Raw genomic sequence first — 24,591 nt, 5'->3', positions numbered from 1 at the left:
AGAAATGCAGTTACGATTGCGCAAGTAGAAAGGGGTTCCTTCAATGTTGGAACAAGGTTTATTATTCGCACTTATTATGAGTTTTTTAATTACGGTAGTACTTTCGCCGATTTTCATTCCGTTTTTACGACGGTTGAAGTTCGGGCAAAGCATCCGAGATGAAGGTCCTAAGTCACACCAGAAAAAAACAGGAACTCCTACAATGGGCGGAATTATGATTATTCTATCCATCGTAGTAACAACGTTGATTATAGGAGCACAGTTTCATTCTCTTAATGTAGAAATCTTTTTAGTTCTACTCGTCACTCTTGGATTTGGTTTATTAGGATTTTTGGATGACTTTATTAAAGTAGTAAAAAAACGCAATCTCGGATTAACTTCTCTTCAAAAAGCGTTAGGCCAAATTGTGATTTCAGTCATTTTCTATATCGTTTTACTCCAATCCGGTTTATCAACAGAAATATTCATTCCGGGTACAAACGTTGGCTTTGATATTGGTTGGCTTTATTTACCACTTATCATTGTGATCTTAGTCGGTGCTTCAAATGCAGTGAACTTAACTGATGGGCTTGACGGTCTTGTGGCTGGAACATCAGCTGTTGCTTTCGGTGCCTTTGCGATCGTTGCTTATGCTGCTTCCATGTATACCGTTTCTTTGTTTAGTGTAGCCATTGTAGGGGCTGTTCTCGGGTTTCTCGTATTTAATGCGCACCCTGCAAAAGTATTTATGGGTGACACAGGATCTCTAGCGTTAGGTGGCGCCATTGGTGCGATCGCCATCCTCACTAAAACTGAATTGCTATTAGTCATTATTGGTGGCGTGTTTGTTATTGAAACGCTGAGCGTTATTATTCAAGTGGCATCATTTAAACTTAGGGGTAAGCGAGTGTTTAAGATGAGTCCGCTACATCACCATTATGAATTATCCGGCTGGAGTGAATGGCGCGTTGTTGTGACGTTTTGGCTGGTTGGTATTTTATTTGCAACAGCTGGAATCTACTTAGAGGTGTGGTTATAAATGAGAGAGGTAACGAAGTATAAAGGTAAAGACGTTCTAGTTCTCGGTCTTGCGAAAAGTGGAACGGCAGCAGCGGAATTGTTGTTTAACCTAGGTGCAAAAGTGACGGTAAATGACCAAAAGCCTCTTGAGGAAAATGAAGCCGCAAGAGGGCTTGAAAGTCTAGGGTGCACGGTAGTGTGTGGAAAACATCCGCTTTCACTCGTGCATAAAGGATTAGCGTGTATTGTAAAAAATCCGGGTATTCGCTATGACAATCCCTTGATTGAAAAAGCTATGTCGTTGAATATCCCCGTCATTACGGAAGTGGAGCTTGCCTATCAAATCAGTGAGGCTCCGATTGTGGGTATTACAGGATCAAATGGGAAAACAACGACAACGACGCTCATTTACGACATGCTCGCCCGTGGACCCCGCAAGCCACTCATTGCCGGTAACATTGGCAAGGTCAGTTGTGAAGTTGCTCAAGGTGCAACAAAGAACGATGTTATGGTCACGGAACTTTCCAGTTTTCAATTGATGGGCATTACGACGTTCAAGCCTCAAGTAGGTGTATTATTAAACATTATTGATGCTCATTTGGACTATCATGGGGATTCAACAGCCTATGCTAAAGCCAAAGGTAGACTGTTTGAGAATACAGATGAAACGAGCGTAATCGTCTATAACTACGACGATCCAACCGTTCGAGAGCTCGTGAAAGAAGCAAAAGGAGTTAAGTGTCCTTTTTCTGTAAAGGAACATTTTAGTGAAGGGGCATCTTTAACGGATGGGTACCTTGTCGTTAATGGAGAAGCCATCCTTCATAAAGAAGAAATGAGTCTCCCAGGAGATCATAATATTGAAAATGCTCTTGCAGCTGCCCTTGTTGCGAGTTTTTATGGTGTAGATAAAAAAGAAATCGCTTCGGTTCTGAAGTCATTCACAGGGGTGAAGCACCGATTGCAATTTGTTAAAAATTTGAACGGACGAGCTATATATAATAATTCAAAAGCGACCAATATACCTGCAACGATCACGGCTCTTAAAGCTTTTGATCAACCTGTAGTCCTCATTGCAGGTGGCTTAAACCGCGGCAATGAATTTGATGAGCTTGCTCCTTGGCTTAAGGGCGTTCATGGGGTCGTAACGTATGGTGAGACAAAAGAAAAAATTTCAAGGGTGGCGAAGGATACCGGTGCGAAAGTTATAGAGGTTAACACGCTTGATGAAGCAGTTCCAAAGGCTTATGAGCTATCAAACGAAGGTGACGTGTTATTGTTGTCTCCTGCATGTGCAAGTTGGGATCAGTTTAAAACATTTGAAGAAAGAGGAGATCGCTTTATGGCAGCGATTGAAAAGATCGACAGCTAAGTCATGTTTGTCCCAATCCGGTCATACAATCGGTAGTAGAGAATAAGAAGGCTGGGGTGTCTCTATTGCCGAAAACAAAAACAACACCGGATTTTATTTTGATTGCCGCAACCATTGGGCTCCTGATCATTGGCATGATTATGGTATACAGTGCGAGTGCCGTATGGGCTGAATTTAAATTTGACGACTCTTTCTTCTTTTTGAAAAGGCAGTTGTTCTTTGCGGGGCTCGGCTTAGTGGCAATGATCTTTTTAATGCATGTGGATTATTGGGCTTGGCGCTCTTGGGCTAAAGTGCTGATGATCATTTGTTTTGCTCTTCTCATACTCGTGTTAATACCAGGAGTAGGTTTAGTTCGAGGAGGAGCGCAAAGCTGGCTAGGAGTAGGTGCTTTCTCTATTCAACCATCAGAATTTATGAAGATGGCAATGATAGTGTTTCTAGCAAAATACTTATCAGAACATCAAAAACATGTGACCACATGGAAGAAGGGTCTTTTCCCAACACTCGGACTGGCGGTAGTGGCTTTTGGATTAATTATGCTTCAGCCGGATTTGGGTACTGGGATGGTTATGATGCTAACATGTGTAGTCATGCTTTTTATTGCCGGTGCTAGAATCTCTCACTTTGCCGTTATCGGGATGCTTGGGCTTGGTGGACTTGTTGGCTTAATCTTGTCAGCACCGTATCGCTTAAAGAGGATCGTATCTTTTCTCGATCCTTGGCAAGACCCATTGGGAAGTGGATTTCAAATTATTCAATCACTCTATGCCATTGGTCCTGGAGGATTTCTAGGGCTTGGGCTCGGTGAGAGCAGACAAAAGTATTTTTATTTGCCAGAGCCCCAAACAGATTTTATTTTTGCTATTTTAGCGGAAGAGCTTGGATTTATTGGTGGAACGTTCGTCCTTTTGTTATTCGCCATTTTATTGTGGCGAGGCCTAAGAATTGCATTGCATGCTCCTGATTTGTTTGGTACTTTTCTTGCAACTGGAATTATCGGAATGATCGCCATCCAAGTCATGATTAATGTTGGCGTAGTAACAGGACTGATGCCGGTAACAGGCATTACCTTACCACTACTAAGTTACGGCGGGTCGTCTCTTACACTAATGCTTTCTTCTGTAGGTGTTCTCTTGAGCGTTAGTCGCTACGCAAAAACGTAAATAAACAGCCAAAAGGCGCTTTAAAAGTGGATCTCACTTTTAAAGCGCCTTTTGTTTGAGAGGGTGAGTTAGTTGGTAGTATTCTTTAGAGCGTTAAAGCCTAAGTCTTGGCATCCTTAGAATGATATTGAGAGTTAGGTCTTGCAGAATGATATTAAAAAGCCACAATCTATACGGGAATAGCCTTATGAAAACCCTTTAGAGCTAAAACGTTCCCAACTAAGAGGGGGTTATCAAAGTGATCCTGTACTAATCGTCCAGTTACGAATTTTTTACAACCCTTTGCGTGCAAAAGCCGTCAGAGAGAGTCGGAAAACCTTCTAATTCGTCAGTAAAAAATATATCCACTTTTTTCATAACACATATCAAGTTAAACATTTTTAAGCTATAATAATAAGTAGAATTCACACAGGAAATAAGACAAATTCAGTATTTACAAAGTGGAAATCTTCTAAACAATGAAAATTGGCAATTTAAAAGAATGGAGGGGGTTTTCGAGTGGAACAGCTTGTAAAGGAGCTATCAACGCATGGGGAGGTAAAAACACACGAACCCTTAAAGAAATACACAACCTGGAAAATTGGGGGACCAGCGAGCGTCGTATTCTCTCCTCGTGACATCACTTCGCTGGAAAAAGCTATGCAGATCATTACACGGGAGCAAGTAGAGTGGTTTGTGATTGGCAAGGGGTCGAACTTACTTGTCTCTGATAAGGGCTTTGTAGGTGTCGTTATTACGCTCAATGAAACCATTCGTCCAATGGAAATAGAAGGAGCAACAGTAACGGTTAGTGGTGGGTATCCTTTGATTAAACTTGCAACCATTGCAAGTCGAAATGGTCTTGGTGGATTGGAGTTTGCTGGTGGGATCCCAGGTACTGTTGGTGGGGCCGTATTTATGAACGCAGGTGCCCACGGAAGTGACATGTCATCTGTTGTAAAAAAAGTTCGTGTTCTCTATCCTGATGGAACGTTTCGCTGGCTAGACAGGGAAGACCTTGACTACTCTTACAGAACATCCATTTTACAAAAAGATCCAGGGATATGCGTGGAAGCGGTACTTGAGCTTACTGCTGGTGATAAAGAACAGTTGAAGGCTATATTGCAACGGAACAAAGATTATAGACGTCATACTCAACCATGGAACTTTCCATGTTGCGGCAGCGTGTTTCGTAATCCTCTTCCAAACCATGCCGGGAAGCTTATTGAGGAAGCTGGCTTAAAAGGACATACCATCGGCGGTGCTCAAGTATCCGAGATGCATGCCAATTTTATTGTTAACAAAAGCGAGGCCTCGTGTGAAGATGTATTGGCTTTGATTGCCCATGTGAAGAAAACTATAAAGAAACGAAACAACGTTGACTTAATTACTGAAGTTGAAGTGGTAGGGCAACGAGCATGAGATCGGATCGAATCGAATCGTAGAAAATGCTTTTTGGCTGCCAATGGTCAAGGATGCTTGGACTAACATAAATGGTTTGAAGTGATGAACATAGTAACAAAAACATGCAGTTATCTGATAAAGAAAGGGGGGAGAAACGTAGGTGGATGAGAAAAAAGTCGTTGAGATCGAAGGACGAATTCCGACTTTGAAGGAGAAAAGGAAGCAAAGGGCGAACAGGCGGCTCATTGTTTACGTGAGTGGTTTCTTTCTTTTAATGACTGCTGTTATTTATTTTCAATCCTCTTTTAGCTATGTGAAGAGTGTAAAGGTATATGGAAATGAACACGTAATGGATGATGAGCTAATCGGATTAACACATTTATTGGATGATGTTAGCATGTGGCGATACGATGCTAGTAACATTGTAAACAGTCTCGAAGCACACCCTGAAATTAAAGAAGCCTCTCTTTCACGTCATTTACCGAATACGGTAGTGGTGACTGTTGAAGAGTACTCACGCGTTGCGTATGTAAACGAGAGTGGAGATTACTTGCCGATGCTAGAAACTGGAGGGATTTTGGCTAATACAGATCGGACTGAAAGGCCTTATGACGCACCGGTCATGTATGGTTTTTTGGAAAACGATGCTTTAACAGAGATGGCTGTTGAATTGACAAAGCTGCCAGAAGGTCTCCACCAACGTATTTCAGAAGTCCATCTTGTTCCTGCAGAGAACGATCCACAGCAGTTAAAGGTATTTATGAATGATGGGTTTGAAGTGCATTCAACGATGGGGAATTTTTCTGAACGAATCGCCCCTTATCCTACTATCGTTTCCCAATTAGATAGAGATGCTAAGGGTATTATCCATATGAGAATGAGTCCTTATTTTGAAAGCTATACAACGGACGAAAGTATTGAGGGGGAAGATGCAGGTGAGAGTGAAGGGTAGACATGTTGTTTTGTCTTTCGTGCTCCTCTTTGCTGGTTTTATTATCGCCTTTTCGTATCAATTAACAAGTGACGACCGTTCTCTTAGAGCGGATACTGGTTCACAATGGAAAGTTGAAGACGATTTAAGAAACGATATTCTAATGCAGCAATCGGTTAACCGTAATTTGACTGAAGAATTACGACTGATTCAGTCTGAAATGAAATTGATTGAAGAGGAAGTAGCCAATCACGAAAGACGTTATTTTAACCTAGTGGAAGATATGGACAAGCTAAGAATGCTCACAGGGGCTGTAGCTGTTACAGGAGAAGGGATCGAAATTACACTCGATGATGCAGATTATGTTCCGGATGATCAACATGCAAACAATTATATCGTTCATGAGATGCACGTACAAAAAGTCATTGATGAACTGCTGGTTACCGGGGCAGAGGCGATCGCTGTAAATGGTCATCGGATTAACCAAAACTCTTATATACAGTGTATAGGTCCTGTGATTGAAATTGACGGTAATCGTTCTTTTGCGCCATTTGTTATTACTGCAATTGGTGAAAGTGAACAGTTGAACTTGGCAGTGAACTTAACTGGTGGTGTAGTAGATCAGCTCCTTTACGATAATGTAGAAGTGCGGGTAGAGAAGAAAAATGAGGTTCTTTTAGACCCTTTCTTTGAAGAGGGGGTAACATCTTGAAGGACAAGATGATGATCTTCACAGCCGTTACAACCATTATTGGGTTTATGGTTGCTATTCAATTCCAGACTACGAAAGAACCAATCGTCCGCGATACAAGATCAGTCATGGAATTAAGGCAAGAGCTTACTGTTGAAAAAGAGAGACAACAAGAACTGATGGAACAATTAACAAAAAATGAGGAAATGCTAGAGCAGTTACAAGATACGAGTAACGTAGAAACAGTCATTGAAGATGCAATTGATGACTTGAAAAGAAGTGCTGGGCTCACGGAAGCGAGCGGGGAAGGGATCTTAATTGAGATTGTCCCGTATTTCGATCAGCATTATCAAGGTGGGGCCATTCGATCTGTGCCTTCGCATCTCGTAAGAATGTTAATAAATGAACTAAATATTTATGGAGCAAAGGACATTGCCGTGGGATCTCAGCGAATAGTATCAACGACCCCCATTAGAGAAGTGCAGGGTGTTACATTAATTAACAGTCGTAGAATAACGACATTTCCGTTGCAAGTACGAGTCCTTGCAGATGATCCGGAACAACTGCACCACTATATGATGACATCGGAAGTAAAGGAATACTTACAATATGAGAACTTGGAGTTTTCATCTACTCCAATGAAGGATCTCACAGTACCTGCTTATGATCAGTCCATGCGTGTCCGTTATATGACTCCGGTTAAGGAGGATTCTTAATATGTGGCTACCATTTATTGGACTTCTGGTAGGTATCCTTCTCGGACTCTCTACTGGTATTCGTGTGCCTGATGCTTATACGAGCTATTTAAGCATTGCGGTTCTAGCAGCGCTTGATACGTTATTTGGTGGAATACGTGCTCATTTGGAAAAAACCTTTGAAGAAAAGGTATTTATTACAGGTTTTTTCTCAAATATTATTTTAGCGGCCGGTTTGGCTTTTCTAGGTGTTCATCTTGGTGTAGACTTATATTTAGCTGCTGTTTTTGCTTTTGGGGTGAGATTGTTTAACAACCTTGCTCAAATTAGAAGGCTGCTTCTTGAACGCTGGTCAAAGAAAAAAAACGATTCACCCACATCCCTTTAACTTTCCTGATTATTTCCTAATAAATAAGGAAAAAAAAGAGGGAATGTAAAAAAGATGTGGAATACATTGTGTACTTACTAATCTATGAGTTATTGTTCTTAAATAGAGAGTACTCTCTTGGAGATGTACATTTCTATAAAATAAGAAAATGAAGCATTGGACAACCGATGTTACATAGATGGAGGAACTTAAAGGAGGTGCCAGAGAATGAACAACCATGATACGTACGTGACGTTGGACATCGGCACATCTACTGTCCGAGTCATTATTGGAGAAATGGCCAATGGTACGTTGAATATTATCGGAGTAGGAGAAGCTGAATCAGAGGGAATTCGAAAAGGATCCATCGTGGATATTGATGAAACGGTTCGTTCTATTCGAACTGCTGTTGAAAAAGCAGAGCGTATGGTAGGGCTAAAGGTTGAAAACATCATTGTTGGCGTTTCAGGGAATCACGTCCAGCTTCAACCTTGTCACGGTGTTGTTGCTGTCTCAAGTGAAGATAGAGAAATCGGCGATGAGGACATCATCCGTGTGATCGACGCTGCACAAGTTGTTTCAATCCCACCTGAAAGAGAGATCGTTAATGTCCACCCAAAACAGTTTATTGTGGATGGACTCGATGAAATAAATGACCCTCGTGGTATGATTGGTGTTAGATTAGAAATGGAAGGCACAATTATCACGGCATCGAGAACGATGCTACATAACCTTTTACGATGCGTTGAAAAAGCGGGCCTTCACATCGCGGATATTGCTCTTCAGCCACTGGCAGCAGGCTCTTTCGCCCTTTTAAAGGACGAGCGTAGCCTTGGTTGTGCCCTAGTGGATATTGGTGGGGGATCGATAACAGTCTCTGTTTTCAAAAATAACGTGCTTCAAGGTACGACTGTCCTTCCTTATGGAGGCGACCATGTGACCAATGACATTAGTGTATGTCTTCGTACATCAACTTCAGAAGCAGAGAAAGTGAAGCGTGAGTACGGTTGTGCTTATATTGACCATGCTTCAGAAGATGAGCTTTTCGAAGTTTCCGAGATTGGCAGTGACGAATTGCAAGAATATTCCCAAGCCGATTTAGCCGAAATTATTGAACCCCGAATGGCAGAAATGTTAGGGTTAGTTCATAAAGAAGTTCAAAAACTTGGATTTAAAGATGTTTCTGGAGGATACGTCCTAACTGGTGGATGTGTAAAAATGCCGGGTGTACTTGAATTAGCCCGTGAAATTCTCCAAAAAAACGTCCGCGTAGCTATACCAGATTATATTGGAGTGAGAGAGCCTCAATATACAAACGGTGTAGGATTGATTCAATACGCTCATCGAAGTGCTAAGATTCAAGGTAAAGAGATTGCCGCTGGCGTAGCACAAGTCGATCATGAACCAGTAGAAGAGCGTCAAGAACGCGCATCGAAAAAACAGCAAAAACAAAAGCAAAAACAACCAGTTCCGGAAAAACAGGAAGACGCTGGCGTAAAAAAACGTATGTCTAAACTGTTCAAAGTCTTTTTCGAATAAACGGTGAAGACAAGACTTCCGCAATACCAATAGGTAGCTAACTGTGCAACCTGAATGTTGCGGGTATTGAATGGACTGTACAATGAAAAGTGATGATCATGCATAGCATGATAGATTGGGGGATCGTAAATGTTAGAGTTTGAAATGGACATGGAGCAATTAGCTACGATAAAAGTAATTGGTGTAGGTGGCGGCGGAAGTAACGCCGTAAACCGAATGATCGAAAATGGATTGCAAGGGGTAGAGTTTATTGCGGTGAATACGGATGCCCAAGCTCTACATCTTTCAAAAGCCGAAAAGAAACTCCAACTTGGCGGAAAGTTAACTCGTGGATTAGGAGCAGGAGCAAATCCTGATATCGGTAAGAAAGCAGCTGAAGAAAGTCGTGAACAACTAGAAGAAGTTCTAGGTGGAGCAGACATGGTTTTCATCACAGCCGGAATGGGCGGCGGAACTGGTACTGGAGCAGCTCCGGTTATTGCAGAGATTGCTAAAGATCTTGGAGCATTAACTGTCGGAGTAGTAACACGTCCGTTCACATTTGAAGGTCGTAAGCGAATGAACCAAGCAGGAAGCGGTATTGGCGCCCTTAAGGAAAAAGTGGACACGCTTATCGTGATTCCTAACGACCGTTTACTTGAAATCGTCGATAAAAACACACCAATGCTAGAAGCGTTCCGTGAAGCGGATAACGTTCTTCGTCAAGGTGTACAAGGTATTTCCGATTTAATCGCTGTACCAGGACTCATTAACCTCGACTTCGCCGACGTGAAGACAATTATGAGCGAAAAGGGTTCTGCTTTAATGGGGATCGGTATTGCAACCGGTGAAAGCCGTGCGGCAGAGGCCGCTAAAAAAGCAATCAGCTCCCCATTACTTGAAACGTCAATTGATGGCGCTCAAGGGGTATTGATGAACATTACGGGTGGCTCCAACTTGAGTCTCTTTGAAGTTCACGAGGCTGCTGAAATCGTTTCTTCTGCATCTGACAGCGAAGTAAACATGATCTTCGGTTCCGTCATTAACGAGAACTTGAAAGATGAAATCGTTGTTACGGTGATTGCCACAGGTTTTGATGATGTTGAGGACCGTCCAGCGATGGCTCGCCAACAAATGAATACAACGAGAAGAGAAGCACCAGCTCCTCAACCTCGTCCGGAACAAACGCACCAACAACCGGCTCAACCAACTTATGAAGAGCCACCTGCTCGTGAGCCACAACCACAGTCGAACAAAAGCTACAAGCAACCTCAAGAAGATAGTGGCGACAACTTGGATATTCCTACTTTCTTACGTAACCGTCGTCGCCGTTAATAATGAAAAAAGCAGTCCCTTTTAAAGGGCTGCTTTTTTTTGTTGTTTAAGAAAAGGTAATGATAGTCAATATCTTTTTAAGTGAAGTTTGTCTAAAGCTGATTTTGACAAATTCATAAGAAATCTCTCAAAATAACATGCATTCACCATCCAAAAAGTGACAGACATAGAACAGGGGTTAAGCTATACTAATCTCAAATTCTTTTTAAATGAGGTTTCTACATGACACTCTATATGGATGTGATATGGCTACTCAATTTCTTAATTGATTGGATGCTACTCTCATTGACTGCTTTAGCCCTGAAACGGTCAGTAAAAAAGCGACGTTTAGTCCTTGGTGCTTTTATTGCTTCTATGTACTTATTTTTATTATTCTCTCCTGTATCAACTCTCGTGGCGCACCCATTATTTAAGGCTTTGTATTCACTGATCATCGTCTATGCAACGTTTGGGTTTAAAGGGTTTAAAGTATTTTTAAAAGCTTGGATGATGTTTTACTTTGTTAGTTTTATGACAGGTGGGGGGTTAATCGCTGCCCATTCGTTCTTTTCAACGGAAATGTTTTTTGTTAACGGTACGCTTGCCACGCGAATGAGTGGATTCGGAAGTGGTGTCAGTTGGCTGTTTGTCGTGGTTGGATTTCCAGTGGTTTACTACTTCTCTAAAAAATCCATTTATGGCATTGAAACTGCGAAAATTCGTTATGACCAAATTATGAGTGTTAAAGTAAACACAATTGGGATTGAATTGAATTTAAAAGGGTTTGTGGACAGTGGAAATCAACTAAAAGACCCCATTTCAAATCGACCTGTCATGATTATTGATATGACAAAGCATAGGCACTCATTCCCTACAGAGCTTGTTGAATTAACGGAACAAGGCACGGGTGGGGTGACTGATTTCCAAGCTGTAGAACAATTTAGTGTTACGCTCGTGCCTTATCGTACGGTTGGAAAAAACCATCAATTTTTATGGGCACTAAAGCCGGAATGTGTGGAGGTTTATCCTGAAAAGGAAAACGAACGGTTTACGTGTACGAATGTTTTGGTAGGTCTTAGCTACACACCGCTTAGTTCAGTTGATGACTATGATTGTATTCTTCACCCAGGGATGTTTTCTGAGCAGAAAAAATCCTCGGCATAAATACAATAGGGGGTAAACAATGAGAATACTTAAAATGAAGATAAAACTTTGGTGGTATAAAGTTCTTATGAAACTCGGTCTAAAAGCCGACGAGGTTTTTTATATCGGTGGAAGTGAAGCACTTCCACCACCTCTTACAAAAGAAGAAGAAGCACTTCTTTTAAAGAAGTTGCCAAACGGTGATGAAGCTGTACGATCGATGTTGATCGAGAGAAACCTTCGACTTGTTGTCTATATTGCAAGAAAGTTTGAGAATACGGGGATTAATATTGAAGATCTCATTAGCATTGGTACCATTGGCTTAATTAAAGCAGTGAATACCTTTGATCCTGAGAAAAAAATCAAGCTAGCTACCTACGCTTCTCGTTGTATCGAAAACGAGATCTTAATGTATTTAAGAAGAAACAACAAAATTCGTTCGGAAGTATCCTTTGACGAACCGTTAAATATCGATTGGGATGGCAATGAACTTCTTCTTTCAGATGTGTTGGGTACTGAAGAGGACATTATCACCAAAGGAATCGAAGATAGAGTCGATCGCAAACTTCTCGTGAAAGCACTAGAAACCCTAACTGCAAGAGAAAAACAAATCATGGAGCTACGGTTTGGTCTAGCGGGTGATGAAGAAAAAACGCAGAAGGATGTGGCCGACCTTTTAGGTATTTCCCAGTCGTACATATCACGATTGGAAAAAAGAATCATTAAAAGGTTAAGGAAAGAATTCAATAAAATGGTTTAATATCAAGGTTTTTTCTAATTTGTAAGTTAAGTGAATATTTGTAGAATCTCACTTTCTGCATAAATTTCCCTCAGGCGGAGAAACTGATTTTGTACATCAGCTCCTGCTAGGAGGGAAGGCATTGACACGAAACAAAGTTGAAATTTGCGGTGTGGATACATCAAAGCTACCGGTCTTGAAAAACAAGGAAATGCGCATTTTGTTTGAGGAAATGCAAAACGGTGATACGTCAGCGCGGGAAAAGCTTGTTAACGGCAACCTGCGCCTTGTTTTAAGCGTCATTCAACGCTTTAACAATCGTGGAGAATATGTGGACGACTTATTTCAAGTTGGGTGCATTGGTTTGATGAAGTCAATTGATAACTTTGATTTGGGCCAGAATGTAAAATTCTCAACGTATGCGGTCCCTATGATCATCGGTGAAATCAGACGCTACCTTCGGGATAATAATCCGATTCGCGTCTCAAGGTCCCTTCGTGATATTGCTTATAAAGCGTTGCAAGTTCGTGATACGCTAATGAGTGAGAAAAAGCGGGACCGTGAACCGACGATTCAAGAAATTGCGAAAGTGCTCGACGTACCTAAAGAGGACATCGTTTTTGCCCTCGATGCCATACAAGATCCGGTTAGCTTGTTTGAACCCATTTACAATGATGGTGGCGACCCGATTTTTGTGATGGATCAAATTAGTGACGATAAACAAAAGGATTCGCAATGGATTGAAGAAATCGCTTTGAAAGAAGCGATGATTCGATTGAATGATCGGGAGAAACTGATTTTGGACATGCGCTTTTTCCAAGGTAAAACCCAAATGGAAGTAGCCGACGAGATAGGCATTTCCCAAGCGCAAGTGTCGCGACTTGAAAAAGCTGCAATTCAACAAATGAATAAACACGCTAAAGAGTAAAGAAAGGCCAAAACATGTGGTGCTCCTCATGTTTTGGCCTTTTGTAATTTTATTAAGAACGATCTTTTGTTTGTTGCTAAAGGATCATCTTGCGTCTATACTTGCTCGCGATTCATTCAGGCGTGGGTAAAACGGGTGTTTTCTTGTGTCTCTGATCCACTTGATTTTGAACTTGTTTATTACACGTTAAAGACGTATCTTACCCTTTCTCCATGCCAAACATAACCGTTTATACGGTCGCATACAATGGTAGAAAAGATAAGGGGGGACTTTCGTGCTTAAAATTTCGGATATTCAATCAAAAGACATTGTGAACTTGGCCGATGGAAGGTTGTTAGGTCACATTTCAGATCTTGATATTAATTTAAATACAGGTAGAGTAGAGGCGTTGATTATTGGGGGAGGTAAAGTAATGAACCTTTTTGGTGGAAAGGATCAAGAAGTTGTCATTCCTTGGAATAACGTGATTAAAATTGGTTCTGACGTTATCTTGGTTCGGCATAATGATAATAGCTTTACAGAGGGGCAATATTTACCGCCAAGCAAGGGCGATACGACTTATTAACCGTTCCTTTGTTCCAGTACGCGAAAAAAAATGGTAGAATAAAAAGAAACAATGACACGGGGGTATGATTATGGCGAAACAAACCCTTTTTACGGAATCAGGCTCCCCTTTATATTTACAAATTACACCCTTTATAGACGTTGCGAGAGTAGAGCAGGTTGAAATGAGTGCTGGGTTTTCGACGAAGCACGGGGGAGAAAGCATAGGCCCCTACGAGTCGCTTAATTTAGGTCTTCATACAGAAGATGACCCTAGAACGGTAGTTAAAAATCGAGAGAAATTAGCAAAAGCTGCAGGGTTTCAATTAAATGAGATGGTCGTAGGAGAACAGATTCATAGTAATCAAATAAAAGAAATAACAGCTAGTGATCGTGGAGCAGGAAGTACCACGTTAGAAACGGCTATTAAAGGAACAGACGGTTTTTTTACAAAAGACAAAGGTGTCTTACTCGTTAGTATGTATGCAGACTGTGTGCCACTTTATTTTTTCGCTCCAAAAGAAGGGCTTGTAGGGCTTGCTCATGCAGGGTGGAAAGGAACTGTCGGAAATATCGCAGGAGGCATGCTAAAAGCATTTAAAGAGGCAGGTGCTCATCCTAAAGATGTATACACTGCTATTGGGCCCTCCATTTCCATGCCATGCTATGAAGTGGATGAGCGAGTCGTAAAACAAGTTAATCGATTACCACTGAATGCAAAAGATAGCGTAAAAAAAACGAGGAAAGATCATTATCTTATTAACCTCAAGGCAATTAATCGAGACCTCCTTCTAGCAGAAGGGGTACAAGAGAATCGAGTGTTTGTATCTACCCACTGTACATATGAACAATCAGACTTATTTTATTCCCACCGTCGGGATAATGGAAAAACAGGTAGAATGATGAGCTTTATCGGTTTAAGGTAATGATGAATGGCCTTAGACGTAAGGAGGCATTGTGGTGTCAGTTAAAGAAAACTTTTTTGAAATAAAAGATGAAATTAATCGAGCATGTTTGCGTGTTGACCGTGAACCTGAGGCTGTCTCAGTCATCGCCGTTACAAAGTATGTTTCTCTTGAGAGAACAAAGGAAGCTTTACAAGCGGGGATCAGGCACATCGGTGAGAATCGAATTGAGGGAGGTGTCGAGAAACGAGAGGCAATCCCAGATATCGGGACGTGGCACTTCATCGGCAACCTGCAAAGTAAAAAGGTCAAACACATTGTTGGCCATTTCGACTATTTACACTCACTCGATCGCATGAGTCTTGCTAAAGAAATTCAGAAGCGTTTTGAAGGACAAGCCCCATTGAAGTGTTTCGTTCAAGTGAATGTATCAGGAGAGGAGTCTAAATCCGGCTTAACTCCAGAAGAAACGATACCATTCATTGAAGAATTAAGGCATTACCCAGCAATTGAAGTTGTCGGTTTAATGACAATGGCGCCATTTGTTGACGACCCTGAAGATGTAAGGCCGTACTTCAAACAGCTTAGAGAATTGAAAGAAGCAGTAGAAAAAAGGAATTATCCTCACGCCCCTTGCCGAGAGTTATCGATGGGCATGAGCAATGACTATAAGGTAGCTGTTGAAGAAGGAGCAACCTTCGTAAGGGTAGGCTCTGCGTTATTAGGAAAAGAACGATAGTAAAAAGGAGAGGTGTAAAATGGGACTCAAAACAAAGATCAAACGTTTTTTTGAAATGGAAGATGAATTTGTAGAAGATACTGATACTTATGAAGAACCTTCCTATCAGCAGCACGATCGAGAGCGTGAAGAACGCCCTTCTCATTCGAATGAGAAAAAAGAGAAAGGGAACGTGGTGTCCTTAACAAGTATTCAGCAATCCAGTGCAAAAGTGATGCTCATTGAGCCTCATAGTTATGATGAGTGTCAGGATATTGCTGATCATTTAAAAAACAGAAAGACAGTAGTCATTAATTTGCAGCGTATTCATAAGGATCAAGCAAAAAGAGTCGTCGATTTTTTGAGTGGAACAGTGTATGCTATTGGAGGAGACATTCAAAAGCTTGGTTTAAACATCTTTTTATGCACACCGGACAATGTAGATGTCACGGGGTCGATTTCCGAGCTTCTTTCGGATGACAGACAGAATTTTTAGGTAGGTGATTGAAATGATTACAGTAATAAACTTAATTGCAACGCTTATGATGTTTTACTCCTTTTTAGTCTTTATTTATATCTTTATGTCTTGGGTGCCAAACTTGAAGGAATCTTCATTCGGTCAAATGGTAGGTAGGCTTGTTGAACCATATTTAACACCGTTTAGAAACATTATTCCTCCTCTTGGCATGATTGACATCTCGCCAATCGTAGCCCTTCTAGTGCTCAATTTCGCGCGACAAGGTCTTTTCGTAATCGCTGGTTGGTTTTAAGTTTCGGTAAAGGCGCGACTAACAGGTCCGCGCCTTTTTGAGTTAGAAGAGTGACCCTTAAGTCTGTTGGATAAAAAAGGTCAAATTATTTTAAACGAAAGCACTGCTACAAAAAGGAGTTAGCCCCCATGAGTGTGTACGAACATTATCGAAAAGATGAGCACGCCTTCGTGGATCATGTTCTTGAGTGGAAAGAAATTGTAATGGACCAATATAGTCCCAAGCTTACTGACTTTCTTGATCCAAGGCAGCAACTCATTACTAAAAATCTCATAGGCAATCAAGGAGATGTGTGCCTTTCCTTTTTTGGTGGACATGAAAAGGCTGAACGTAAGCGTGCCCTTTTATACCCAAGCTATTACCAACTCGAACAAGAAGACTTCATGGTTACTTTATTTGAAGTTCAATATCCATCCAAATTCGTAACAATTGAGCATCCTCATGTTTTAGGTGCATTAATGAATATTGGTTTGAAAAGGGAGAAGTTCGGTGACATTTTGCAACAAAACGATTCGTTGCAATTTGTTATTGCTAATGAAATTTCCGACTATGTAGAAATGAACGTTCACAAGATCGGTAAAGCTTCCGTCAAGTTGGAGAGAACCAATTTCGAGCATATCATTGAGCCTAATGACTCGTGGAAAGAGTCAATGGTAATGGTCTCGTCGTTAAGGCTTGATACGGTTGCTGCTGAGATGTTCAACCTTTCCCGCTCCAAAATGAAAGAGATTATTGAAGGGGAATTTGTTAAAGTAAATTGGAAGGTGACGACAGACAAAGGGATGCAACTAGTCCCAGGTGACGTTCTTTCCGTAAGAGGAAAAGGGAGAGCCAAAGTAATATCCGATGAAGGTAGAACAAAGAAAGATAAAATAAAGCTCATTGTCGGATTTCCGGAGTAATCCCTACACATTTAACGAATCTTTTGTTCAATGTAAAGTGTCGTGTCCTTTTGTTATGCGTAGCTGAACGCTAGTAGTGACAAGCATTTACATCGTGAGTCCTCAAGGAAGTTGCTTCGACACAGAACGCTACGAAGCGTTACTAGTAGAGAAAGAAGCAGGTGTTTTTACTGGCTCGCCGGCACCCCTAAGGATAGGGAGCGGATGGCGAGAAGCGGAGCCTTACATACTGATGAATGAGGATACTCATTTTACAAAAACAACCATAAGAAATTTGACATAAAAGAAGGAATTCGTTGAAATGATGTCGAATCAAAGTCAATAGTACATAAGTTGGAGGGCCGTGCCTGTTTTTACAAGGTCTTTATACAACACGATTTTAATTGGAGGTGCCTGTAATGCCATTAACCCCACTTGATATTCACAACAAAGAGTTTACCCGTGGATTTCGCGGATATGATGAAGATGAAGTAAATGAATTTTTAGATCAGGTCATTAAGGACTATGAAATGGTTATTCGAGAGAAAAAGGAACTTTTCGATCGCGTCAACGACCTTGAAGAAAAACTCGATCACTTTTCAAATCTTGAAAACACATTAAACAAGTCCATCTTCGTAGCTCAGGAAACGGCTGAAGAAGTAAAGCGAAGTGCCGATAAAGAAGCGAAGCTTATTATAAAAGAAGCTGAGAAAAATGCGGATCGTATCATAAATGAATCACTTGCAAAGTCGCGAAAAATTGCTCTTGAGATTGAAGAGCTAAAAAAACAATCCAAGGTTTATCGCACGCGTTTTAAGATGCTTGTTGAAGCTCAACTTGAAATGCTATCCGGAGATGAGTGGGATGACTTGGCACGGGGTGTAGAAGAAGCAGACGAAGCTTATGAAAACGCTAAAGGCTAAAGAACCGAATCGGTTGCAGAATTTTAACATTTCCATTATAATCTTTAGCATACATGTCTATAATGGAAACATATATTGACGACGTTGACAGGGAGAGTACGTTTATTATTATGTACAAACAAGCGATCCGGGGGTGGTGTAAGCCCGGTGTACTTGATAAACGGAAGATCACCCTTGAGTCACACACTGAAACGAGCATTTCGGAGTAAGCCGTGTCGCTTCATTCACGTTACGAATGCGTTAAGTGAACGATTTTTTTGGTCGTTCATTAGGGTGGTACCACGGGTAAACTTCTCGTCCCTATTTGGGATGAGGAGTTTTTTTGTTGTTTATTAATAGGATTTAAAATACAGGAGGAAGATCTATGAACTACAAAGAAACGCTTTTGATGCCGAAAACGGCTTTTCCAATGCGAGGAAACTTACCAAATCGTGAGCCTGGCATTCAAGAAAAGTGGGAGCAAGAAAACGTCTACGACCAAGTACAAAAACGCACGGAAGGACGCCCACTTTTTGTTTTACATGATGGACCGCCATACGCTAATGGTGACATTCATATGGGGCATGCGTTAAATAAAGTCTTAAAGGACTTTATCGTACGCTACAAGTCCATGAGCGGCTTTCATGCACCGTATGTACCCGGATGGGATACTCACGGTTTACCGATTGAAACAGCTCTTACGAAAAAGGGGAAAGTAAAGCGTAAAGAATTGAGCGTTGCCGAGTTTAGAAAAAAATGTGAAGAGTATGCTCTTGAACAAGTAAACAGTCAACGTGAGCAATTCAAACGTCTCGGTGTTCGAGGAGACTGGGATAACCCATATATTACTCTTACACATGATTATGAAGCTCAACAAATTAAAGTTTTCGGTGAAATGGCGAAAAAAGGGTATATTTACAAAGGGAAAAAGCCTGTTTACTGGAGCCCATCTTCAGAGTCTGCTCTTGCTGAAGCAGAGATTGAATATGAAGATAAACGATCCCCATCCATCTATGTGTCATTTAATGTAAAGGATGGAAAAGGTGTTCTTCGGCAAGATGAGAAATTCATGATCTGGACAACAACACCATGGACGATTCCTGCAAACTTGGGTATTGCCGTGCACCCTGAACTCGATTACGCAGTTGTAAATGTGAACGGATCAAAGTATGTTGTCGCTCAAGGTCTACTTGAAACCCTAACAGCTGCTCTTGAATGGGAAGATGTAACGGTCGAGCGTACGATGAAAGGGGCCTCACTAGAGAATGTAACAGCCCAGCACCCTCTTTACGACCGTGAAAGTCTTGTCATCCTAGGTGATCACGTTACACTTGATGCTGGAACAGGTTGTGTTCACACAGCACCCGGACACGGGGAAGATGATTATATTGTTGGTCAAAAATACGGACTAGATGTGCTATGCCCGGTAGATGACAAAGGTGTAATGACAGAGGAAGCACCTGGTTTTGAAGGGCTTTTCTATGATACTGCAAATAAACCGATCACAGAAAAACTTGAAGAAGCAGGAGCTTTGGTTAAACTTTCATTTATGACACACTCTTATCCACACGATTGGCGTACGAAAAAGCCGGTCATTTTCCGAGCGACTGCTCAATGGTTTGCTTCAATTAAAGACTTTCGTGAAGATCTTTTGCGTGAAGTAAACAGTGTGGAGTGGCTACCGAAATGGGGAGAAACGCGTCTTTACAACATGGTCCGTGACAGAGGAGACTGGTGTATTTCCCGTCAACGTGCATGGGGGGTTCCGATTCCGATCTTTTATGGAGAAGATGGTGAACCGATCATAAACGATGAAACAATCGATCACGTAAGTGCTTTATTCCGTGAACACGGCTCAAACATTTGGTTTGAGTGGGAGACTAAGGATCTTCTTCCAAAAGGCTTCACTTCAGAACATAGTCCAAACGGTGAATTTACAAAAGAGATGGACATTATGGACGTTTGGTTCGATTCAGGATCGTCTCACCAAAGTGTTTTAGTTGAACGCCCTGAACTTCAGCGGCCGGCTGATGTTTACCTTGAAGGATCCGACCAATACCGCGGTTGGTTCAACTCTTCTTTATCAACGGCTGTTGCGATTACAGGAAAAGCACCATACAAGTCTGTTGTCAGCCACGGATTTACTCTAGATGGTGAAGGCCGAAAGATGAGTAAGAGTGTTGGTAACGTCGTTATTCCAAACAAAGTCATGAATCAACTAGGTGCAGATATTCTTCGTTTGTGGGTAGCATCGGTCGATTATCAGTCAGATGTGAGAGTATCGGATAACATCTTAAAACAAGTAGCAGAAGTATATCGAAAAATTCGTAACACATTCCGCTTCTTGCTTGGTAACCTTCACGACTTTGACCCAACACAGCACACGGTTTCAGAAGCCGATTTAAGTGAACTCGACCGTTACATGCTTGTAAAGCTCAACGATCTTGTAAAAGACGTGAAAAATGCTTATGATACGTATCAGTTTGCCCAGGTGTATCACAAAGTCCATAACTTCTGTACCATCGACTTGAGCTCGTTCTATATGGATATTGCAAAAGATACGCTTTATATCCAGCACGCAGACGATCCAACTCGTCGCGGTATTCAAACGGTTATGTATGAAGTATTAGTGAGCCTTTTGAAGCTCTTAAGCCCAATTTTAAGCCATACAACGGACGAAGCGTGGGAAGAGCTGCCGCAAAAAGAAGCAGCAAACGTCCAACTTACGGATATGCCTGAAGAAAAGACTTATGAAAACGCAGAAGAGCTTACAAAGAAATGGGATCGTTTCATGGAGCTTCGTGACGATGTATTAAAAGCCCTTGAAGAAGCCCGTAGTGAAAAAGTAATCGGAAAATCATTAACTGCTCATGTACATGTTTTTGCTGAAGGTGAGGATTACAAGCTGTTAAGTGAATTACCTCATTTAAACAAATTACTCATTACTTCCGAAGTTACTTTGGAAGAAGGCAATGCACCATCTGAAGCCAAATCATACGAAAGCGTAAGTGTGGTTGTTTCTCCTGCTGAAGGGGAAACGTGTGAAAGATGCTGGGTTGTAAGTAAAACGGTTGGTTCTAACGAAAACCACCCAAGCTTATGCTCAAGCTGTGCAGAGACCGTAGAAAATCACTACATGTAATCAAACAAAAAGCCAAAAGGACCTAGATGGTTCTTTTGGCTTTTTCTGTGTTTATTTATTTCGCATTAGTAGTGGTGAAATTGCTCTTCATCCAAATGTGAAGGACTCACGAAAAAGACCATTACCTTATATAGAAAAACTTGTCCAGTCTAAGTATTCAGGTGGGGGAGAAAATAGAAAGGAGTCCACATATTCTTGTCTGAAAGGAGGACAACTAATGGGACAATTTGATCACATTGAAATGAAACTGATGAATGAAAAAGCTGAAGTCTTGGAGCATATGGCATATGCAGATCAGTTCGGACTTAATGAATCCTTGCGAGATCGGACAGGAGAACTATCCAATTATGATAATCATCCTGCAGATGGCGGGACAGACCTATTCGAGCGAAGTAAGGACTTGGCGTTGCATGAACAAATGAAAAATCATTTAAGAAACATTGATAAAGCGCTGGAACGAATCGAAAAAGGGACGTATGGAATTTGTGAGAAGACAAGACAGCAGATACCGATGGAAAGGCTAGAGGCAAACCCACTCGCCAAAACAACGGTAGATGCTGTAAGTAAAAACTCTGATCCAGCTTATTACGATCGGCCGTCAGAAGAGGAAGTACTCGGAGGATTCGATCGGTATAATTATGACAATGATGACACCGAAACAGAATTTGATGCTGAAGACAGCTTACAATCCGTTAGTCAGTTTAATGAAGTTGATGGGGTATATGATGAACTTGGTATGGAATTTTCAACGGAACTAGTAGGTTATGTTGAAGATCTTGAAGGGTTCTTATCAACGGATATGAGCGGGTATCACGGCTCAGACAGTGTGAAATTTGAACGAAATGAGCATTATAATCATTATGTAAATAGCTTGACGCAAGAATGGTCTGACAATACTGATAGTGAAGAACAAGAATAATAAAAGAGGAATCTGGGACATAAAGAGAGTGGTTAGAGTTGAATACGAATCATTCGTTCTCAGAGCGGATGAAATATATGATGACTCCCGCAGTGCGCAGGGAGGCACTGAAAAAGTCGGGGGTTACTTTTTCAGTGGCCTCTCCGCACCACGAGGAGGCTCAACCGTTTACCACAGAAAATGAAATATATTTTGGGTAGCGGGATATCTGTTACGTATATCCTTGATCGGTTTTCCATTCATAGTGAACACTTCTGTTCTTATCTATTTACATAAAAAGATTATCGTCAACTAAATAACCTTCGTATTGTGACCTTTTCCAACCTGTGCTAAAATGCAGAAGGGTAAACGTTTGGAACGGAGGAAAACAATTGAAGACTATTTACTACTATGCCATAGCGATCATCGTTATCATTGTGGATCAGTTTACAAAATGGCTCGTCGTACAAAATATGGAACTTCGACAATCGATTCCTATTATTGAAAATGTTTTTCACCTTACGTCTCACAGAAATGCAGGGGCGGCTTTCGGAATGCTGCAAGGACAGATGTGGCTGTTTTTTATTGCTACGATAGCTGTACTCATTATTGTCCCTTATTATATCCAAAAAGAAGGAAAGAACAATCCGCTGTTTGGTATAACAATGGGACTTGTGTTAGGCGGAGCGATCGGTAACTTTATTGACCGATTACTATTTGGGGAAGTAGTGGACTTTCTCGATGTGTATATAGGTACATATAATTTCCCGATTTTTAACGTAGCAGATAGTGCCCTTGTAGTTGGGGTTGGTATGCTAATCATTTACGTATTTAAAGAAGAAAAGAAGCAGGAGAAAAAATAAATGAATGAATTTAATGTAACCATTACTGAAGAACAAAAAGGCAAACGGATTGATAAAGTTTTGGCCGATCAATTTGATCAATTTTCCAGATCGCAGCTCCAGCAGTTTATCGCTGACGGGCATATCGAAGTAAATGGAGATACGGTAAAAAGCAATTATAAAGTCCAAGACCAAGATCACATTTCAATTAAAGAACCTGAACCAGAAGAAATCGACATTGTAGCTGAAGATTTGAATTTAGATATTGTTTATGAAGATCAAGATGTCCTTGTCGTAAACAAACCTAGAGGAATGGTTGTCCATCCTGCACCGGGTCACACAAGCGGTACTCTTGTTAATGGGTTAATGCACCATTGTAAGGACCTATCAGGTATAAACGGGATCATCCGTCCAGGAATTGTACACCGAATCGACAAAGATACATCCGGCTTATTAATGGTTGCCAAAAACGATCAAGCACATGAGTCTCTCGTCGATCAATTAAAAGCAAAAACGACAAAGCGTGTGTACGATGCGATTGTTCACGGTGTCATTGGTCACGACACAGGAACGATTGATGCTCCAATCGGGAGGGACACAGACGACCGCCAGGCTATGACTGTGACCGAGAAAAACAGTCGAGACGCTGTTACACACTTCCAAGTAATTGAACGTTTTAAGAATCATACTCACGTATCGTGTGAGCTTGAAACAGGTCGTACCCACCAAATTCGTGTACACATGAAGTATATTGGATTCCCGATTATGGCCGACCCTAAATACGGCCCTCGTAAAAAGAGTACGTACCCGATCGAAGGCCAAGCCCTACACGCTCGTGTACTTGGGTTTGTCCATCCTCGCACAGGTGAAGAGATGCGTTTTGAAGCGCCAATGCCTGGGGATATGGAAGAAGTATTGTCTCAATTAAAACGAGAAAATGGTTGACTTCAACTGACTCACGTGTGATAATAACCACAGATTAAAAAGTGAATACGCCCTTTAAATACAGTCCCGTGAGACTGAGAAGGAAAACGCAAAGTGACCCGTGCATCTTTTTATGCACATGGTATAACTTGAATGATGCGATCAACCCCTCTCAGGCTGACTGTGAGGGGTTTTTATATGGATGAAACGAGGTGGTGGCAAGATGAGTAAAGGGATTCTCGACGAAAAAGCAATAGGCCGAGCGCTTACGCGAATCGCCCACGAAATTATTGAACGAAACAAAGGGATTGAGAATTGTGTGCTTGTAGGAATTAAAACAAGAGGCATCTATATCGCCAATCGTTTAGCAGAGCGTATCCAACAGATTGAAGGGGAATCGATTGAGGTCGGAGAGGTTGACATTACCTTGTACCGCGACGATTTAACTGTTAAGACGAAAAATGAAGAACCTGAAATTAAAGGTACGGATATCTCGACTGACATTACAAATAAAAAAGTGATTTTGGTCGATGACGTACTCTATACCGGCCGTACCGTAAGAGCGGCACTCGATGCTCTCATCGACCTTGGCAGACCGGCGCAAATCCAATTGGCTGTTCTCATCGATCGAGGCCATAGAGAGTTGCCAATCAGGCCTGATTTTATCGGTAAAAATGTACCAACAAGCAAGTCTGAAGTTGTTGAAGCAAGGCTAAGTGAAGTCGATCAGATCGATGAAGTTGTTATTTTACAAAGGTAAAGAAAACAAAAAACCTCCCTTTAACTCGGTCCCGTGAGGCCGAGAAGGGGTACTCTCCTC

25 protein-coding genes and 1 other annotated feature are annotated in these 24,591 nt (G+C 41.4%); all 25 genes read left to right on the top strand.

Translation table 11 applies throughout. The features are described from left to right. Nucleotides 1–43 precede the first annotated feature (43 nt). The 25 genes from mraY (at nt 44) to pyrR (ending at nt 24,531) form a co-directional block, all read left to right on the top strand. Nucleotides 44–1,018 carry a phospho-N-acetylmuramoyl-pentapeptide-transferase gene (mraY, locus tag G476_RS0110055; RefSeq protein ID WP_026689998.1) on the top strand — a complete coding sequence of 325 codons (975 nt, stop codon included), beginning with the start codon at nt 44–46 and terminating at the stop codon, nt 1,016–1,018. After that, nucleotides 1,019–2,371 carry a UDP-N-acetylmuramoyl-L-alanine--D-glutamate ligase gene (gene murD, locus G476_RS0110050; RefSeq protein WP_026689997.1) on the top strand — a complete coding sequence of 451 codons (1,353 nt, stop codon included), beginning with the start codon at nt 1,019–1,021 and terminating at the stop codon, nt 2,369–2,371. A gap of 65 nt (nt 2,372–2,436) precedes the next feature. Then, nucleotides 2,437–3,537, top strand: a complete 1,101-nt coding sequence (spoVE, locus tag G476_RS0110045; protein WP_026689996.1) for a stage V sporulation protein E — start codon at nt 2,437–2,439, stop codon at nt 3,535–3,537. 498 nt (nt 3,538–4,035) lie between these two features. Continuing rightward, on the top strand, nt 4,036–4,938 hold the full coding sequence (murB, locus tag G476_RS0110040) for a UDP-N-acetylmuramate dehydrogenase (protein ID WP_026689995.1): 903 nt from the start codon (nt 4,036–4,038) through the stop codon (nt 4,936–4,938). Nucleotides 4,939–5,080: 142 nt separating this feature from the next. Further along, the gene (locus tag G476_RS0110035; RefSeq protein WP_026689994.1) at nt 5,081–5,872 is read left to right on the top strand and encodes a cell division protein FtsQ/DivIB; all 792 of its coding nucleotides are present in this window, start codon (nt 5,081–5,083) and stop codon (nt 5,870–5,872) included. Continuing rightward, on the top strand, nt 5,850–6,563 hold the full coding sequence (locus G476_RS0110030) for a DUF881 domain-containing protein (protein ID WP_026689993.1): 714 nt from the start codon (nt 5,850–5,852) through the stop codon (nt 6,561–6,563). Before G476_RS0110035 ends, G476_RS0110030 begins: the two co-directional genes overlap by 23 nt. Continuing rightward, nucleotides 6,560–7,258, top strand: a complete 699-nt coding sequence (locus G476_RS0110025; protein WP_026689992.1) for a DUF881 domain-containing protein — start codon at nt 6,560–6,562, stop codon at nt 7,256–7,258. The genes G476_RS0110030 and G476_RS0110025 overlap by 4 nt, the downstream gene beginning before the upstream one ends. A 1-nt stretch (nt 7,259) precedes the next feature. Beyond that, nucleotides 7,260–7,625: a small basic family protein gene (locus G476_RS0110020; RefSeq protein WP_026689991.1), complete on the top strand. Its 366-nt coding sequence runs from the start codon at nt 7,260–7,262 to the stop codon at nt 7,623–7,625. Nucleotides 7,626–7,832: 207 nt separating this feature from the next. After that, on the top strand, nt 7,833–9,143 hold the full coding sequence (ftsA, locus tag G476_RS0110015; RefSeq protein WP_026689990.1) for a cell division protein FtsA: 1,311 nt from the start codon (nt 7,833–7,835) through the stop codon (nt 9,141–9,143). A 129-nt stretch (nt 9,144–9,272) separates the two neighbouring features. After that, nucleotides 9,273–10,457, top strand: coding sequence for a cell division protein FtsZ (gene ftsZ, locus G476_RS0110010; RefSeq protein ID WP_026689989.1), 1,185 nt, complete (start codon nt 9,273–9,275; stop codon nt 10,455–10,457). Nucleotides 10,458–10,679: 222 nt separating this feature from the next. Next, nucleotides 10,680–11,600 carry a sigma-E processing peptidase SpoIIGA gene (spoIIGA, locus tag G476_RS0110005; protein ID WP_026689988.1) on the top strand — a complete coding sequence of 307 codons (921 nt, stop codon included), beginning with the start codon at nt 10,680–10,682 and terminating at the stop codon, nt 11,598–11,600. A 19-nt stretch (nt 11,601–11,619) separates the two neighbouring features. Next, entirely contained in the window at nt 11,620–12,339 is a 720-nt protein-coding gene (sigE, locus tag G476_RS0110000) for an RNA polymerase sporulation sigma factor SigE (protein WP_026689987.1), read from the top strand. A gap of 121 nt (nt 12,340–12,460) precedes the next feature. Next, complete coding sequence (gene sigG / locus G476_RS0109995) at nt 12,461–13,246, top strand: RNA polymerase sporulation sigma factor SigG (RefSeq protein ID WP_026689986.1); 786 nt, start codon at nt 12,461–12,463, stop codon at nt 13,244–13,246. Nucleotides 13,247–13,520: 274 nt separating this feature from the next. Continuing rightward, nucleotides 13,521–13,811 (top strand): YlmC/YmxH family sporulation protein, encoded by a 291-nt coding sequence (locus G476_RS0109990; protein WP_026689985.1) that lies wholly within the window; start codon nt 13,521–13,523, stop codon nt 13,809–13,811. A 70-nt stretch (nt 13,812–13,881) separates the two neighbouring features. Further along, on the top strand, nt 13,882–14,715 hold the full coding sequence (gene pgeF / locus G476_RS0109985; RefSeq protein WP_051314737.1) for a peptidoglycan editing factor PgeF: 834 nt from the start codon (nt 13,882–13,884) through the stop codon (nt 14,713–14,715). 34 nt (nt 14,716–14,749) lie between these two features. After that, nucleotides 14,750–15,433, top strand: a complete 684-nt coding sequence (locus G476_RS0109980) for a YggS family pyridoxal phosphate-dependent enzyme (protein WP_026689983.1) — start codon at nt 14,750–14,752, stop codon at nt 15,431–15,433. A gap of 19 nt (nt 15,434–15,452) precedes the next feature. Then, complete coding sequence (locus tag G476_RS0109975) at nt 15,453–15,908, top strand: cell division protein SepF (RefSeq protein WP_026689982.1); 456 nt, start codon at nt 15,453–15,455, stop codon at nt 15,906–15,908. Nucleotides 15,909–15,921: 13 nt separating this feature from the next. Beyond that, complete coding sequence (locus G476_RS0109970; RefSeq protein ID WP_026689981.1) at nt 15,922–16,182, top strand: YggT family protein; 261 nt, start codon at nt 15,922–15,924, stop codon at nt 16,180–16,182. Nucleotides 16,183–16,310: 128 nt separating this feature from the next. Continuing rightward, entirely contained in the window at nt 16,311–17,084 is a 774-nt protein-coding gene (locus tag G476_RS0109965; protein WP_026689980.1) for a YlmH family RNA-binding protein, read from the top strand. Nucleotides 17,085–17,482: 398 nt separating this feature from the next. After that, entirely contained in the window at nt 17,483–17,986 is a 504-nt protein-coding gene (locus G476_RS0109955; protein ID WP_026689979.1) for a DivIVA domain-containing protein, read from the top strand. A 75-nt stretch (nt 17,987–18,061) separates the two neighbouring features. Next, nucleotides 18,062–18,291 (top strand) — a binding site (T-box leader). A 59-nt stretch (nt 18,292–18,350) separates the two neighbouring features. Continuing rightward, nucleotides 18,351–21,107 carry an isoleucine--tRNA ligase gene (gene ileS / locus G476_RS0109950; RefSeq protein WP_026689978.1) on the top strand — a complete coding sequence of 919 codons (2,757 nt, stop codon included), beginning with the start codon at nt 18,351–18,353 and terminating at the stop codon, nt 21,105–21,107. 217 nt (nt 21,108–21,324) lie between these two features. Next, nucleotides 21,325–22,026 carry a TraR/DksA C4-type zinc finger protein gene (locus G476_RS0109945; RefSeq protein ID WP_026689977.1) on the top strand — a complete coding sequence of 234 codons (702 nt, stop codon included), beginning with the start codon at nt 21,325–21,327 and terminating at the stop codon, nt 22,024–22,026. Between the two features lie 380 nt (nt 22,027–22,406). Beyond that, on the top strand, nt 22,407–22,868 hold the full coding sequence (gene lspA, locus G476_RS0109940; RefSeq protein WP_026689976.1) for a signal peptidase II: 462 nt from the start codon (nt 22,407–22,409) through the stop codon (nt 22,866–22,868). After that, nucleotides 22,869–23,792: an RluA family pseudouridine synthase gene (locus G476_RS0109935; RefSeq protein WP_026689975.1), complete on the top strand. Its 924-nt coding sequence runs from the start codon at nt 22,869–22,871 to the stop codon at nt 23,790–23,792. It begins immediately after the preceding gene. A 202-nt stretch (nt 23,793–23,994) separates the two neighbouring features. Beyond that, a complete protein-coding gene (pyrR, locus tag G476_RS0109930; protein WP_026689974.1) occupies nt 23,995–24,531 on the top strand; it encodes a bifunctional pyr operon transcriptional regulator/uracil phosphoribosyltransferase PyrR in 537 nt (178 codons plus the stop codon). Nucleotides 24,532–24,591: the final 60 nt, after the last annotated feature.

Origin of the sequence: Alteribacter aurantiacus DSM 18675 (assembly GCF_000429705.1) — a bacterium.
In the GTDB taxonomy this organism is placed as follows: domain Bacteria; phylum Bacillota; class Bacilli; order Bacillales; family Salisediminibacteriaceae; genus Alteribacter; species Alteribacter aurantiacus.
The sequence above is the reverse complement of the archived record's forward strand: the minus strand, read 5'-3'. Positions and strand labels throughout refer to the sequence as shown.